General features: G+C 49.9%; 14 protein-coding genes. 3 read left to right on the top strand and 11 right to left on the bottom strand.

Going from position 1 to position 16,034, the window contains the following annotated elements:
* The 5 genes from ACYVAM_RS00235 to ACYVAM_RS00255 form a co-directional block, all read right to left on the bottom strand.
* A complete protein-coding gene (locus ACYVAM_RS00235) occupies positions 1 to 1,260 on the bottom strand; it encodes a neutral/alkaline non-lysosomal ceramidase N-terminal domain-containing protein (RefSeq protein ID WP_461062733.1) in 1,260 nt (419 codons plus the stop codon).
* 124 nt (positions 1,261 to 1,384) lie between these two features.
* Complete coding sequence (locus tag ACYVAM_RS00240) at positions 1,385 to 1,837, bottom strand: rhodanese-like domain-containing protein (protein ID WP_461062735.1); 453 nt, start codon at positions 1,835 to 1,837, stop codon at positions 1,385 to 1,387.
* Complete coding sequence (locus tag ACYVAM_RS00245) at positions 1,834 to 2,436, bottom strand: acyl carrier protein phosphodiesterase (RefSeq protein ID WP_461062737.1); 603 nt, start codon at positions 2,434 to 2,436, stop codon at positions 1,834 to 1,836. Before ACYVAM_RS00245 ends, ACYVAM_RS00240 begins: the two co-directional genes overlap by 4 nt.
* Positions 2,433 to 2,909, bottom strand: coding sequence for a deoxycytidylate deaminase (locus ACYVAM_RS00250; RefSeq protein ID WP_461064188.1), 477 nt, complete (start codon positions 2,907 to 2,909; stop codon positions 2,433 to 2,435). The genes ACYVAM_RS00245 and ACYVAM_RS00250 overlap by 4 nt, the downstream gene beginning before the upstream one ends.
* Before the next feature lie 227 nt (positions 2,910 to 3,136).
* Complete coding sequence (locus ACYVAM_RS00255; RefSeq protein ID WP_461062739.1) at positions 3,137 to 5,029, bottom strand: YgiQ family radical SAM protein; 1,893 nt, start codon at positions 5,027 to 5,029, stop codon at positions 3,137 to 3,139.
* A gap of 143 nt (positions 5,030 to 5,172) precedes the next feature.
* Here ACYVAM_RS00255 and ACYVAM_RS00260 point away from each other — a divergent pair, with 143 nt between their 5' ends.
* Positions 5,173 to 6,198, top strand: coding sequence for a Gfo/Idh/MocA family protein (locus ACYVAM_RS00260; RefSeq protein ID WP_461062741.1), 1,026 nt, complete (start codon positions 5,173 to 5,175; stop codon positions 6,196 to 6,198).
* A 256-nt stretch (positions 6,199 to 6,454) separates the two neighbouring features.
* Here ACYVAM_RS00260 and ACYVAM_RS00265 read toward each other — a convergent pair whose 3' ends face one another.
* A complete protein-coding gene (locus tag ACYVAM_RS00265; protein ID WP_461062743.1) occupies positions 6,455 to 7,780 on the bottom strand; it encodes an ABC1 kinase family protein in 1,326 nt (441 codons plus the stop codon).
* 126 nt (positions 7,781 to 7,906) lie between these two features.
* Positions 7,907 to 8,563 carry a TetR/AcrR family transcriptional regulator gene (locus ACYVAM_RS00270; protein ID WP_461062745.1) on the bottom strand — a complete coding sequence of 219 codons (657 nt, stop codon included), beginning with the start codon at positions 8,561 to 8,563 and terminating at the stop codon, positions 7,907 to 7,909.
* 145 nt (positions 8,564 to 8,708) lie between these two features.
* On the opposite strand from ACYVAM_RS00270, the gene ACYVAM_RS00275 reads away from it, so the two are divergent.
* Entirely contained in the window at positions 8,709 to 9,245 is a 537-nt protein-coding gene (locus ACYVAM_RS00275; protein WP_461062747.1) for a hypothetical protein, read from the top strand.
* 124 nt (positions 9,246 to 9,369) lie between these two features.
* The gene (locus ACYVAM_RS00280; RefSeq protein ID WP_461062749.1) at positions 9,370 to 10,818 is read left to right on the top strand and encodes a tetratricopeptide repeat protein; all 1,449 of its coding nucleotides are present in this window, start codon (positions 9,370 to 9,372) and stop codon (positions 10,816 to 10,818) included.
* A 101-nt stretch (positions 10,819 to 10,919) separates the two neighbouring features.
* On the opposite strand, the gene ACYVAM_RS00285 is transcribed toward ACYVAM_RS00280, so the two are convergent.
* The 4 genes from ACYVAM_RS00285 to ACYVAM_RS00300 form a co-directional block, all read right to left on the bottom strand.
* On the bottom strand, positions 10,920 to 13,052 hold the full coding sequence (locus tag ACYVAM_RS00285; protein WP_461062751.1) for a ComEC/Rec2 family competence protein: 2,133 nt from the start codon (positions 13,050 to 13,052) through the stop codon (positions 10,920 to 10,922).
* Positions 13,049 to 13,501 (bottom strand): GNAT family N-acetyltransferase, encoded by a 453-nt coding sequence (locus ACYVAM_RS00290; protein ID WP_461062753.1) that lies wholly within the window; start codon positions 13,499 to 13,501, stop codon positions 13,049 to 13,051. Before ACYVAM_RS00290 ends, ACYVAM_RS00285 begins: the two co-directional genes overlap by 4 nt.
* Positions 13,502 to 13,614: 113 nt before the next feature.
* Positions 13,615 to 14,979, bottom strand: a complete 1,365-nt coding sequence (locus ACYVAM_RS00295; protein ID WP_461062755.1) for a M43 family zinc metalloprotease — start codon at positions 14,977 to 14,979, stop codon at positions 13,615 to 13,617.
* On the bottom strand, positions 14,960 to 15,925 hold the full coding sequence (locus ACYVAM_RS00300; RefSeq protein ID WP_461062757.1) for a PhoH family protein: 966 nt from the start codon (positions 15,923 to 15,925) through the stop codon (positions 14,960 to 14,962). Before ACYVAM_RS00300 ends, ACYVAM_RS00295 begins: the two co-directional genes overlap by 20 nt.
* Between the last annotated feature and the right edge of the window lie 109 nt (positions 15,926 to 16,034).

Here is a 16,034-nt window from a genome sequence, read left to right on the forward strand (position 1 = left end):
TTATTTTAGACTACTCACCAGGTTCTGGACCATCTCCATGATGAAAGCGCTGGTATGCGGCCCAAAACGGTTCATGTCATGGATGTCGTACGGACTTTTTGGATCGTCATAGTAGCGATCCGGCACAATTTGGCCAATGTTGCCGCCATTATAACTGGTGATCACCAGGTTATTCCTTTCTCCGGTGGGGGTTGCCTGCAATTCCGAGGCCAACTCGGACGAAAAAGCGCCAGGGTTGCCAACAAAAACGGTTTTTCCAATCCGTAACGCCTTCATATCCGCACCATAATCACCATAAATCGCTTTCACAAGCCAGGGTTTGAGCCGCCAGCTTTTACTGAGCCGCACCTGAGGATCACTTTGAATAAGTGGTACCGTTTGCGCCACCAATACACTGTCGGTGTGAAGCGGCAGGTTTTTGAGCATTGGTACAACGCGTGCCAACACGCTATCGACTCGACCCGACGGGGCGTTTATCTTTTCGGTAGGTCGATCAACTGCACCAACCATATACAGAGCAAAGCTCCCTGTCTCTTTCTCCAGTTGGGTAGTCAATAGATTGCCCAAACTACGTCCAGGAGACGAATTAGCCAGATCGGCCAGCAGTTGTGGCGCATCGGTCGAGTACATGACTGCCGACTCGCCGGATCGTTTCTGTAGTTTTAGAAAATGGCCATGCTCAACCTGCGTATACCCCGTTTGAACAACAGCGCTATTTTTCTGAGCGCTCGCAACGGCTTGTAGAATGGCTTTTGTGAGGTTGTCAACTAACGTTTTATCATAATCGCCCAAACTCTTTTTGCTCATGTAGTCGTTGGCCCATCCGCCCAGATTTGGGTGCGAATTGGTTGCTCCCAGGTACACGTTCTTCCAGTCGAAGCCAAGTTTAGGCAGTTGCTTTTGCAACTCAACAGCAACCAACGGTGGCATCATGAGCAAGTCAATGCTGATAACCACCGCTTTGTTCGTCCCATTGTCAAGTACAACGGCGCGCGTAAAGATCGAATCGGAAGAGGAAGAGCCCACCGATGCAGCGTTCGTCGTAGCAAAAGCAGCGTTGAGACTCGCCTTAGACCAACCGGCATTGATCGCGTGTTGTGGCGGTGGACTGGACACGATCCAGGCAAAGCGCTGCCGCGTAAAGCGGTAGTACAACGCATTTTTATAGCTGGTTTTGTCGACCAGAGCAATGCTGAACGCGAGTCCGTTAATGATGATGAGCGCCAGTACAAAGGCGATAAGACGGTATCTGGACTTCATTGGCCATAGCCCGGTTCGTTAGCTCGTTCGCTATAAAAGGCGGGGCACATAAATTGAGGAATGATCAAGGACTACATTAGTGCTGCTCATTACTTGATGTCAAGTAGTCAGCAGCACTCTCATTCTATTCAGCAACCGGATAACCTTTATCGAGCCAGTCAGTCTTCAGGTTTTTGGCCAGATTCAGCAATTTGTGATTCTTGAAACCCAGTTCATTCAGCTTCGTAAACGCGGGGCGCACGTTCGGGCAATTTTTGAACGGACAACAGCCGCAGTAAATCACGATGGCCCGATCTTTAGATTCTTTACTAAGTAGCTCCTCCAGTTTCGCCAGATTTGCGGCTTCGCTGCCCGGTCCAATACCGACCGACCCTTTGATGGTAGCCGCTGGTCCGATGCTGATAATGAGCGGCTTTGCTGCCGATGGGTCGTTTATCATCTGGGCCAGATCGGCGGGTTCCAGCAGTTGTTCAGGACTCCAGGGCTCCGCTTTTTTCCAGCCAGCCTGACCGATTAGAATGGCTAACAGTATAGCCACCAGGGCCAGGGGGAAAATGCTTTTTTTAGATTTCATCATGAGTGTGTCAACGCGATGCGCGTCTGTTGTACGTGTTCAACTAAGGTAGGCCAAAAATACGTGAAATGGCGGGCAATTAGCTCATAATACCGTTCTAAATCCAGAATAGCCGTCTCTAATCCCGATGGGAAAGCGGTTCGCCGGGACACTCCTTTGAGCGACCGGTCAACCCCTTCGATAAACTGGTAATTCGTCAGCCAATCCTGCCGAATCATATAATCGGCCATTCGGGATGCGTCGACCGGCAAACGAGCCTGATTATCGAGCAGGGTCTGATAGAAATAATGCGTAAAAGTAGCCAGGGTTTCACCCGTTAGCGGCTCAAAGTTGATCGCCAGAAAGTGGTCAAAGAAAATATCAACGGCCGCCCCGGCATACTTGTGACAGCGTGGATGCAATAAATCACGCACAGCCGCCACATCGGGGTGGGCATCTGTAAAGGAGTCGATGGCCCGGTGCACACGAACGCCCATCACCTCTTCGGGCGATAAGTTGTGACGAGGGCGGGCGGGGTCTCCCTTTATAAAATCGCCAATAAAATTCCCAATGAGTAAACCTGTGTTTCGATTCGACAGATAACCATGCGCCAGTATATTCATACCGTCGCCTGGGCTATTGGTGGCTCAGCTGCCAGGGCGACGCCCTCCGTTGGCACATACCGCTCAACCAGCACACCAAACCGACGGAGAAAATCAACGCCTTCGTCGGACGAAATCCCTTTGTATTCGGCGTATGAATTCAGAAAAACGACCCGCGCAATTTTCATACTGTAAATGATCCGGGCGCAAGCAATGCAGGGCGACAGCGTTACGTAGATCGTTGAGCCTTCAATTTCGGAGCCGTTTTTTGCGGCATACAGTATGGCATTTTGCTCAGCATGGAGCGCCAGTGAACACGAACCTTTAGAATCCCGTGGACAACCCACATCAGGAAACTCCTCATCGCAATTATGTGTCCCGGCGGGGGGGCCATTATACCCAATCGAAATGATTCGGGTGTCGCGGGTCAGGACGGCCCCAACCTGCGCTTTGATACAGTGCGATCGTCTGGCCAAATTCACGGCCAGGTCCATAAAAATATCATCGAACCGGGGCTTAGCGGCTGGTGCGCTCTGGCGACGTACGGTAGACGCATTCGTCTGGAGGTCGTCTGTATTCAGATTAGTTACGGATGTGTCGGTGGTTGGTACCATTTGGCAAAGATCAGTCTAAAAAAATCGTTCACCACGAAATTTGCGTTTTTAAGTCGCCAAACTTCACGGTGAACGAGGTGGTATCGAACCAGAAAAAGAAGACTCTCCTACCGTCTTTTTCTACCCGAATAGTTTCCCGAAGAGGTCGTCTTACCTGTATTTCCCGTTTTACTACCCAGTAGCCGTTCTACCAGATCGGGCCGATTGAGCTTGTTCAGCCGGTTCCGGATCCAGTCTTTGTATTCGGGTTTGTACCAGAAGAAGTACCGATTCTGTGCCTGTTTTTCGTCCCGTGTTTTGGCCGTTTTCACAGGCTTCAACGTGTAGGGATGAACGCCGGAATAGTAGATTACTTCGGCCACGGTCATGGGAGTGGGTGTAAAATCCTGCACCTGTTCGAGCTGAAAACCAAGGTCTTTAGTTTCGGCAGCCAGGTTAGCCATGTCCTGCTCTTCACAACCGGGGTGCGACGAAATGAAATACGGAATCAGGGGTTGTTTGAGGTTATGCTTTTCCTGAATCTCGTCGTACTTCTTCTTGAACAACTTGAAATACTTGAACGATGGCTTCCGCATGACCCGCAACGTATCGTCGGCGGTATGCTCAGGAGCCACTTTCAGGCGACCTGATACGTGGCGCGTAACAAGCTGCTCCATGTACTCGTCGTGGTTACCATCGCTGTTATTTTTATTGAAATCATCAACCAGTAAATCGTACCGCACGCCCGAACCCACAAACGCTTTTTTAATGGCCAGATTAGCATCTACCTTACGATACAACTCCGTCAATGGCTTGTGCGAGGTGTCGAGGTTGGAACAGATAACCGGGTGAATACAGCTCGGACTCTGACATCGGGCGCAGATCGATTCGTCTTTGCCCTTCATCTTGTACATATTCGCCGATGGACCACCCAGATCGGAGATATAGCCCTTGAATTCCGGGTGCTTCGTGATTTCATCGACCTCTTTCAGCACGGATTTCTCAGATCGCGAGGCAATAAATTTACCCTGATGCGCCGAAATGGTACAGAAACTACAACCACCAAAACAACCCCGGTGCATATTGACCGAGAATTTGATCATGTCATAGGCCGGAATGGGGCCACGTTTCTTGTATTTCGGATGGGGCATCCGCGTGTACGGCAAATCGAACGACTTATCGATCTCAGCCTCCTCCATCGTTTTGAAGGGCGGATTGATGACCAGTACCTGATCGCCCACCTCTTGGGTAATGCGGTTGGCCTGCCATTTATTCGACTCGACCTCCACGATTTTAAAGTTGGCTGCGTACTTGATCTTGTCTTTCAGACAGGTCTCATGACTCGCCAGTTCAACGGTACTCCAGTTGTTGTAGTCAGCCAACGGAGCGCGGGCATCGTGCATAAACGCCACCTGATTGATATTCCGCATGGACGAAAACGGTACACCCTGCCGCGCCAGTTTCAGAATTTCACGTAGGGGCTGTTCACCCATGCCATACACCAGCATGTCGGCCCCAGCATCCACCAGAATGGACGGCATCAGTTTATCCTGCCAGTAATCGTAGTGCGTTACCCGGCGCAGGGAAGCCTCAATGCCACCCAGAAGCACCGGCACGTCAGGATACAATTCTTTCAATATTCGGGAGTACACCGTCGTCGCGTAATCGGGTCGGAAGCCCGCTTCGCCACCGGGGGTGTACGAATCATTCGAACGCAGTCGTTTGTTGGCGGTGTAGTGATTGACCATAGAGTCCATACAACCCGCCGTAACCCCAAAGAAATATTTAGGCTTACCAAATTTCTTGAAATCACGCAGATCGTCTTTCCAGTTGGGCTGTGCAACAACCGCTACCCGAAAGCCTTCACTTTCCATGATACGGCCAATCACAGCGGTTCCGAAAGCCGGGTGGTCCACGTAAGCATCGCCTGAAACCAGAACAATGTCCACTTCGTCCCAACCTCTTTTTTCGACCTCTTTCATTGTTAGAGGAAGCCAATCTGTAATGGGTCTTTCAATCATGAGTATGAGTAATTATCTATCTGAAAAACATCGAAATTACGAAATAATTCACGAATCGAGCACGAATCGTTCATTCCGGGCGTAATCACAACGGAATGTTCGGGCATTTTACTCAATTTCGGCCGGTCAAACCTACTTTCCCTATGCCCTTACTGAAAGCAGCCATTATTGGGGGTGGCAACATTGCCGACAACAATCATATCCCGGCCCTCAAGCAACTGGCCGATCGGGTAGAACTTGTAGCCGTTTGCGGCCGCGACCTGGCGAAAGCCCGCGCCCTGGCTGATAAACACGGTATTTCTCAGGCTTTCGACAACACCCGTTCGCTGTATGAACAGTGTGTACCGGATGTCGTCGTCATTTGCACACCCAACAACTTGCATTTTACTCAGACAATGGAAGCGCTGGCGCAAAATTGCCATGTTTTCTGCGAGAAACCACCCGCTATCTCGGCTCAACAGGCCCGGGATATGGCCAATCTGGCGGCCCAGAAAGGCTTGACGCTGGCCTATAACTTTCAGCTCCGGCAAACGAGTGAATGGAAATTACTGATGCACTGCCGGGCCGATGGTTTGCTCGGCGACATTTACCACATCAAGGCTCACTTTCTACGGCGAAGGGGCATTCCGGGTTGGGGTTATTTTACCAATAAAGCCATGCAGGGCGGTGGTGCGTTAATGGACCTTGGCGTTCACGTTCTCGACTTAGCCCTCTGTGCACTGGGCTACCCAACGCCCGACCAGGTGCTCGGTAATACGTTTGACCAGATTGGCAAAGCGGGCGGTAAAGGATTGATGGGTAACTGGAATCCAAATACGTTTGAGGTCGAAGATGCGGCCACGGCCTATCTTTCGTTTCCGAACAATGTATCGATTATGCTCTCGGCATCGTTTGCCCTGAACACCCAGGCCGATAAAGATCGAAATCTGGAAATCTTCGGTAGTAAGGGGGGCGTAAAACTTTTCCCGTTTTCACTTCATACCGAAATAGCTGGGGAGTTGGCCGATGTACAGTTTCCGTATCTGGAAGAAACGGATATCCAGCTTAAAAATACGATGGCCTTTCTGGATGCCTGCGACGGGAAACCCTCCACGGTTTGCACGGCTGAACAGGGAGCCATTTTACAGGAGATCGTTGAGCGAATCTATCAGTCTGCGGAGAAAAAGTGAAGCCGTTTTGGCTTTTAGAAAGCGTCGATTCTCAACCTAAGCTCCCTGACTGAGTCGAATTAACTAAGCGTCGTTATTCATTCATTCTCGCCGGTTTTCAACCCGGCGAGAATAGATAAATGAGGTCTTTTTCCCCGTTACCTTAATCAAATCAATTTGGGGTTGGGGAAATCACATAAAACAGACGCACAAAGTATAGAGAAACCTCCCCCATTCTTTGTGCGTCTGTTTTTATACGTATGCGCTTGATGTGTTCTTAAACCAGTGCCTTAGTCGAACGTAGCCACTCGGGCTTGGTGGTTGTTACGCGGGCTTTTAGCTCGTTCAGCATGGCGTAAAGACCATAATAGGTTCGATTCACGTATAAGCCATCCTGCGATCCACGGGCAACTTTAGAGTTTTTCAATTCTTCCACATTGGCCAATCCTTCAGCAAATGCATAGACCCGATTGAAATAAGCGTCATCCCCAAAGTCGAACGCATCGACGGCAAAGGGCTCAGCCAGCATGCGGGTCATCTGCTTAAATAAATCAGAGAAGAAAGCCCGTTCCTTAGGTGAATCTGCGTCTGTGAGGAACTCCAGGTTTTCGAAAATCTCTTCGGTCAATTGATCGTCATCAATGGTGTCCGGATTGACCAGCCGGAAATAGTTGTCGTAATAAAAATCGGGAATAACCTTCACGCAGCCGAAATCGATAACACCCATGGTGCCATCGGCCCGCATCAGAAAATTACCCGGATGCGGATCGGCATGAACCTGACGCAGAGAGTGAATCTGGTAATCATAAAAATCCCAGAGCGCCTGCCCGATCCTGTCCCGAACTTCCTGCGACGGATTCGTCTTCATGAACTCCTTCAGATGCATCCCATCGAGCCAGTCCATGGTCAGGATCCGTTTCGACGATAATTCAGGATAGTATTTGGGAAATACCAAACCCGGAATGTGGGCACAGGCTTCAGAAATCTCTATGGACCGCTTCAATTCCAGCTCATAGTCAGTTTCTTCCAGCAGTTTCGACTCCACTTCGCCCATATACCGGTCAATATCCCGTTCATTTAAGTTCAATAGTCGAACGGCGAGCGGTTTGGCAATTTTCAGGTCCGAGCTGACGGCATCAGCCACCCCCGGATACTGGACTTTAACGGCCAGCTTTTTTCCATCTTTCCAGGCCTGATGGACCTGACCGATGCTGGCTGCATTGACGGCTTCGACGCTAAACTTGTCAAATAGTTGCGCGGGCGTTTTGCCAAAATACGTTTTGAATGTCTTGACAACCAGCGGTCCCGACAATGGTGGTGCTGAATACTGCGCCATCGTGAACTTGTCGGAGTAAGCCACTGGCAGCAATCCCCGGTCCATGCTCAGCATCTGGGCCATCTTCAGGGCCGACCCCTTCAACTCACTCAAGGCATCATAAATATCGGCCGCATTGTCCTTATGCAATTCATCCTTCGACAAACCAGGATCAAGTAGTTTCTTACTATAATGTTTTATATAATTACCACCAACCTTGACACCAGCCTTCATAAACTGACTGGCACGCGCAACTTTACTCGTTGGAACGGATGTCTGGATCTTCATTCTTGATGAGTGAAAAAAGAGTGAACGAACGAAATCGGAGTGCCGAAGCGGAGCGAAAGAGTGATTTTTGTGCCGGATGCATTCACTCATTCATACCGCTTCGGCGGTCCGATTTCGCTCGTTCACTCATTTATTTTGGTACATAAACTTGGCAAAATCGAACAGGGTATCCAATGGCGAACGGCCGATCAGATCGAAAGCTGTGTTGACTGATTTTTCAATAGCGGTGTCGGTCTTCTCGAAATTTTTGCTGACGTCACGTATCCAGAAATCAAGCAGATAAAGTGTTTGTCCCCAAAGGGCATCCGGGTAACGGTCGGTCACAAACGGGCGCGGTTCGACTTCTTTACTTTCCCGACCTTCGGCCAGCAGATCGCGGGCATAATCGAAGAACTCGTCCTTGAAAGGGTTTAAGATGGGGACTTTGGGCGTCAGGCTTTGAATACGTTTGCCTTTGCTCTGGTCCTTTAATCGACCAAAGCTATAAACGACAAAACTGCGCTGCGCCTTGAGTAGCTCGATCCAGGTGTAATAGAAAGCCAGTAGTTTCTCCCGAACAGAATATCCCTGATACGTCTCGTCGGTTTCCACCGTTGTTTTGGCATCCTTGAAGAAAGCCAGCCAGATATCGGCTTCAATGGCATCGAAGGATGTGTAGTGGGTGTAAAAGTCAGCCTCGGCTATTTTTAGTTTCTTGGCAAACTGAAAAACGGAGGTAGGTTGTTTGCCGTTTTCGAGTACGTACTCCGTATACGCTTTGCGGATTTTTTCTAGCATTTCCATACAACAGGACAACGGCACGTTTACGAAAAAAGTTTAGTGGTTTTCTGCATCCGAAAGCCCGATAACTTCCTGTATTTTTGTTCTGTTTTACCGAACAAACCAAATCGGTAATCAGAGGCTATTTATTTACTTTCCTGTAACTGTCATGAATAAATTAACGATGTGGTTGTGTTGCCTGGCGCTGTTCATCAGCTTGCATAGCTTTGGCCAGTATGGTGGTTACGGTGGGGGATACGGTCGAGGGGGCTATGGCGGAGGTATGGGTGGTCGGGGTATGGGGCAAAGCATGCCCAGTAGTCCACCAAAAGCTTCTGTTCCCAATATTGCCGGCGACATGGCTCAAAAGGAAACCAAATGGTTGAAAGAAAATCTTGAGTTGACTAAAGAGCAGGCCAAATCCGTCAAACAACTCAATAATGAATACGCCAGTCAGCAGCAGGATGCCATTAAAGACATTATTGGCACAGGTGGCGGCCGGCCTTCGCCGGAAACGATCAAGCAGGTGAAAGATGTAATGCTTATGTTCAATGAAGAAAAAGAAGAGAAGCTGAAGCCCATTCTGACACCCGAACAATGGACGCTCTATCAATCTAAAAAAGAAGCCATGCAGAAGGAAATTGGGGGCTGGCGACCTGCTGCTCCGAAAAAAGACTCGACAAGTCGGGCAGCCAGTCAGGGATAAGGCCAAAAATAGACCGGTTAATTAGTTTACGAAAAACAGGTCATTTTTCGGGTCAATCCGTAAGTCTAAGGATTAAGTTATTACGTAAGTGTGGCGATATACCTAGTTTAAATTCGCCCAACTTATGAAACGCTTATTCCCCTTACTCTTTTTAGTCTGTTTCTGGTGTAAGACGGGGCTGGCTCAGCCAGCCCAAAGTACTACCCAGGCAATCCGGTACATTAAGCTGGCTAACACGCTTCGTGCGGTCGAAAAGTCGGACGAGGCAATCAGCCTGATTAAACGAGCGATACCCGCTGTTCAAAAAACCAATTTTTACTGGGAGGCCGTTGCCAACGAGCTGCTGGGCCTGTCTTACATGGATTTGCGGGATAGCACCACGGCCATCCGCTACCTGGAGAAAGCACGCGCCCAGTATCTAAAACTAAAGTATGTTGCCAGTGCCTGGGGAGTAAATGAGGTAGTCCGGAATCTGTCCAACAAAAATTTGTACGCAGGAATACAAATTGGCACGTCGGCCATTAAACTGGCGATCCTAAAAACGAAGTACGAGACCGATTTCTACGAAAAAGAAATTAAATCTACCGTAGATATACCCAATCCATCCGTTACGCTTTTTGCGGATGCGTCCGGCAATTACCGCCCTACTCAGGATGCGCTGAAAGTTTGTCTGGATTCGATTCAACACTATAACATTCCCAACGAACGGGTATTTATCGTTCTTGGTAACGATGTTCGGGAAGAGCTGGCCAGGAATCCGCAGGCAAGAAAGAAGCTATATGACCAATTGGCGCGTGTGCTGCCCAACAGCAGCCTGAAAATAGACACCTCACTTACCGCCAATCGGGAGGCCGAATTGTTTACGACGGGGGCTATTCCCCGCAAAGTATGGCCAACGACCTCTGCTCTGGACATTGGCAGCAACAGTACCCTGGGCGGCTATTTCGAGCAGGCCGCTGGCCCCGCTAACAAAATGTTTCATGGCATCGATGTTCCCGTTGGCATCAACTCGCTCGTTAGTCAGATCGACAACAAGCGGTCGATGAACATGGATGCCTATAGAAAGGAAGCGCAACGGGTTATCAAAACCATTGCCGATAGTGAACTGGCTCCCCGTCTGAACGCCAGTAATCAAGGGTTACAAAAGCGGAAAACAGTGGGTGTGGGTGGCGACATCGTTTGGGCACTAATCACGTACTTACATCCAGAAAAAGCGGGCATCACGGCTGTAGCGGTTACGATGGATGACGTGGAACGCTTTAAACGACTGGCCTTGACCGACTATCGTGAGTTAACCAAGCCCAACCTGAACGGCATTGCCAATCCGGAAATTAAAGCCCAGGCTGAGAGCGATATAACGTCGATTCAAAGTCAACTGAATGAAAAACAACTTATTGCCGGTGCTTTATGGCTGGAATCCATTATGAAAACGTACTCGGCCATGAATGCCGAACCAAAACGATTCGTCTTCGTTCGTAATGCCGATGTGGGCTGGGTGACCGGCAAGTTTTTGGAAACGATCAATTTCGAATACGAGTCAACTATTGCCAAAGGGGCTTTATATACCCGGTAGAAGGCGTTTAGTTGGAAAAGGGATGAGGCCGTCAGCTAACGATATCGTTAACTGACGGCCTCATCCCTTTTCCAGTCATTTACGTTCCCAATGGCGACCCGTCACCTAAGCTCCGTGACGTACGCACCCATCTGGCGCACAGAATAACAGGCAATTTTTCGTGCTTTAGCCTCGGCCAAAAGCTTATCTGTCAACGGTGTTTTATTCGAATCATCGAAGATAATATGTTTCGCCACGACGCGACCGGCGAGCTGGTTCCAGTCTTGTAGCGCATTTCGACGAATAACGAGGTAATCCACTGCAGCGGGCAAACGCCACCGATTTCGACCCGTCAGTTTGTTGACCAGCAACAGCGTTTTTCCCTGCCAGACCCATAAGCCATACGACTGAGTTTGGTAAAAGCCAGGAATATGGTCGAGTGAATCAGCGTCCTTTTCCTTCCGGCTGGTACTGGCAATAGTCAGTTCCGAGACGCCCCATTGCCCAAATGTATTTTTGAGGTAAAAATCGAATGAACGCGTATCTGTCCGATCGAGATCCGTTAGTAATTGGCTCCGATGTCCAGCCGTCAGACTTACCGCTGTTCGGTGTGGCAGAAAATGTACGGCCAACCGTTGTTGGTGGGCTTGCTGATAGTCGTCCCAGATGGTCACCCCGGCCAGCAGCAAAGCGGCCACACAGGTAACCCACAGGTAGGTTCGGTTTCGGGTGAGAACCAGGGCTGCTCCCCCAAAAATAACGGCATAGAGTAGTACCATTGCCGTTTCTGAAAGCCAGAGCCCATCCCAGGCCGCTCCGGGGAGTCGACCCGTTTGCATTACGGTGTAATTAAGAATCCAGGCTACCTTTTGCAAAAACCACCCGAGCACATCATTCAGGTACGGTATCCAGCTAAAGGCTAACATAGCCATGGCCAGCGGCAACAGAATTTCTGACAGTACAATCACGATTGGATTGGCCAGCAGGAAATAGGTGGGAAATTGGTGAAAATAGAAAACACCCAGCGGGAAGGTGATCAATTGAGCCACCAGAGCCACCGCCGTTAATTCCCACAGTCGGTTAGCCCATGTATAGCGAAAAGTCAGGGATTGATACAGTGGCGACTGCCACGCGCTTATGCCACCCACCGCCAGGTAAGACAATTGAAAGCCTGCCGAGAAGACAGCGTATGGGTCGAAACAAAGAATAAAAAAAGCCGATGCACCCAGCGTATTGGCCAACTGTTGCTGGCGCCCCGTAGCATTCGCAACAATAAGCATCGAAAACATGGCCGCTGACCGGAGTACGGGTGGCGAAAAGCCCGTAACGAGGGAGTAGAACCACAAAACGCTTAATTGCAGAAAAGCCACCAGCAATTTGCCCCCTGGCCGCTTGATCAGGAAGCTAAGTAAGTAGGTCAATACCGCAAACAGTATGCCCACATGAAGCCCCGATACCGACAGAATATGTACGGCTCCAGCCGCCGAATAAGCCCGGTACAACTCCGTGTCCAGATCGTCGCGCACGCCCAGGATCATGGCGTTTACAATACCGTATTCGGCCCGACTGCCAACCTGATGGGTAAAAACACTATCGGCCCACCGATTTACGATGGTAGCCAGATTGGTTATACGGCTTGGTGGCTCATTTCCCAGAACCGTTCGTTCGAAGGGTCGCAGGTATTGCTGGTGGTAGATATTCCGGTAGCTGAGATACCGTTTATAGTCGAACTCGCCCGGATTTAACGGCGGATCGATGGGACGGGGGGCTCCCGATATGAGCCAGACTTCTCCGTAGCGGGGCATGGGTTGCCGCGTTGACGTCCCCTTCACTTTGTCAAGATACACAATCACCCGGCCGGTGAGCGGTTGCCAGCGATCACGCCAGTTGCCCCGGCGAATGGCTACTTCAACCCGAACCGTTTTGGCACGCTCTTCGGGTTGCGCAGCAATGACGCCTTCATAAGCCCTGAGCGTATCGGCGAGATGAACGATGTTGGTCGGCTCATTACTCGCCGTGTGCTGGTAGGTAATGGCCCAGCCGAGCGCCAAAAGAATCAATAAAGCGCCCATGCCGGATCCCGTCTGAATGGGTTTGATTCGGTTTTTCGCTTGCTGGTACGAACCCCATCCCAGCAGGCAAACACCCAAAATCAAGGCGACTAGTGGTAGTTGTGGCCAGTTAGGCAGTTGCCCGTACAGGACGATTCCTGCAATCAGCGCGCCAACGTAGCGAACAAAAGGGCTACCTTTCATTCTTTGGCGTAGGCTGAACCGGGCAATACCATTTTATAATGCCGGATACCAGCCTCTTCGAACATAGGCCCTACGGGGACGAATCCAAAGCCAGCGTAGAGCGGCATGGCTGTTACCTGCGCGTGAAGATAAATCCGTTCAATGGGCTCGGGTTGCTGGCTGAAAACATCGTCCAGCACTGCCTTTACCAGGGCCTTTCCAACGCCCTGTCCCCGAAAATCGGCGAGTACGGCAAATCGTTCCAGCTTTACGCCGTTCGAGGTCCGGCGCCAACGAGCCGTACCGCAGGGTGTGCCATCAGCACGAGCCAGAAAATGGGTACTACTCTCTTCAAATTCATCATACTCCTCCCGCGCGTCGACATGCTGTTCCTCAACAAACACGTTATGGCGGATGGCAAACGCTGTTTGTAGATCAGCAGAAGTAGAAATAGGTAAAACGTTAATCATAGAATAGATTAATTAGTGTTTACGGTTTGCGGCATTTGATGATCCGTCGCGTGAGTATTGCTTGTGTCAGCCAGCTGTAGCAACGGACCACTACCGGAAACCAGAAACCAACATTACCGCACCAATAAGCGCTTGCTGGCTATTTCGCTGCTGGTTTTGACCCGAACAATATACACGCCCGACATCAATCCCTGCACAGAAAGGCTGACACGAGTGCTTGGGGAGTTCGTATAGGAATAGGTCCTTACCTGGCGTCCTGTTGCGTCAAGCAGATCGACACTAAACGTTTGAAAACCCTTTAACTGAACGTCCACCGAGGGATCACTTGTCGCTGGGTTTGGATACAAATTTACCGTCAGGGCTTCCGTTTCTACCAGGGGCGACGATACGGACTTCAGTAACTGCGCCCGACGAGGGCTCAGTGTCATGACCAGACGCATCCGGGCCACCTGTCCGGCCGTAAACAGATTCATGCACGCATCGGGCCAGTAGTTCATGTAATCCTCGATCAGATCGCGGGTTCGCTGGCCATTAAAGCAGGTTGAATAGGTTTGATTACAATTGAGCAGCTTGGAAACCTCCGATCGGTCTTCGGTCGGTGGCGTATCCGCTACATAATCTTCGGCACATCCATTTCCGTCGCCCCAGGTATGAATCAGCCCCAGCCAATGGCCAATTTCGTGTGTGGCTGTACGGCCTAATGCATACAAGGATGAGGGATTGACCGTCCCAATTCGCCGGCCAAAATAACGATAGTCGATGATGGTTCCATCCGTAAATTCGTTTGACGAAGTCGGTAGTCCCTTCAGCGTATCTGCTGCCGTTGGAAATTGCGTATAGCCAATGTATGTATCAATTTTGGTGACCCAGATATTCAAATACCGATCACTGGGCCAGTAGGCAATCTGTGAGAGTAATACATCGTCATCGAAAACGTTAAACGATGATTTTTGTGAGTAATAATGTCGGGTTATGCCATTGGTTGCTTTCCCCTCGGGGTCCGTTGTTGCAAGATAAAATTCGATATTGGCATCTGCGCCTATCGGGCTGGTATTGAACCCGTTCGTTCCCTCTTTGCGACGGTAGTCCTCGTTCAGAACCTGAATTTGGGATATGATTTGTTCGTCAGAAATATTGACATTATTGGCTCCGCCAATGGTATTCGTCGCGTTACTATGCACTACGTGAACCACAACCGGTATCCGATAAGTGGTTTCATCGGCAGCCTGCCTCAGCGATTGGTTCTTTGTTTGAGCCTCGTCAATCAGGCGATTCAATTTATTGAGTTGGCCCAGGCGATTAGGATCTCGTTGCTGAAGTATACGTTCATGGTCAACCACTCCACAGCGGTTGATCAGTTCCTCCTTCGCCGTCTGCCCCCAGGCTGCAGTAGCGGTAACATACAAAAACAAACCGGCCAGCCAACGCCAGCCGGTTTGTTTTTTCTTTATCAGGTTGTCATTGACCTGCTTTTTCATACGCTGTAATAATTTCGCGAACGAGCCGGTGCCGGACAACATCGCGGCCATCCAGTTCGACGAACGAGATTCCCTTGATGTTTTTCAAAATATCGACTGATTCTATCAACCCGGATTTTTGCCGGTTGGGTAGGTCAATCTGCGAGCGGTCACCGGTAATAATTGCCTTCGACGTTGGTCCCATCCGCGTCAGAAACATTTTCATCTGCATAGGGGTCGTGTTCTGCGCTTCATCGAGTAGAATAAACGCATTGTTCAGCGTCCGGCCCCGCATGTAGGCCAGGGGGGCAATTTCAATGATTCGGTTCTCGGTATAAAATTTCAGCTTTTCGGCCGGAATCATATCGTCGAGCGCGTCGTAGATCGGGCGCAGATAGGGATCGATTTTCTCTTTTAAATCGCCTGGCAAAAAGCCCAGATTCTCGCCTGCTTCTACGGCCGGCCGGGTTATAATAATTTTTTTAACTTCTTTATTTTTCAACGCCCTTACGGCAATAGCGACGGCCGTGTAGGTTTTTCCGGTACCTGCGGGCCCAATGGCAAACACCAGGTCGTATTTTTCGGCGGCTTCAACCAGCCTCTTCTGATTATCCGTTTTTGCCCGTACGACCACACCACGTGTTCCATATACCAGCACTTCGTCATCATCGGGCGGCACGGGTGGCGCCATTCCGGCACCATTTGCGGGCAGCCCACTATGACTTAGGTAGCTCTGAACGTTTTCGTGGGTAATTTTCCCATATTTCTGATAATGTTCCATCAGCGATTCCAGAATATCGCTGATGCGGCTAATCTCGGGCGTCGTGCCCTTAATACGTATCTCGTTGCCACGCGAGATAATTTTACTCATAGGAAAGGCGGCAGCCACTTCTTTGATATTGTGGTTCTCCACGCCCAGGAAGTCTATGAGCGATACATTGTCGAGGGTGATGACTTTTTCGACCAAACGATGAATTACGTTAAAGTGTGATTCCGAAAAGTAAGCGATTTCTTTACGTGTACAACGCGTTTTTTCGAAAATTTATTCACCTGAGTCCATTTCTTATTTACCGTTA

Source organism: Spirosoma horti (assembly GCF_054776595.1).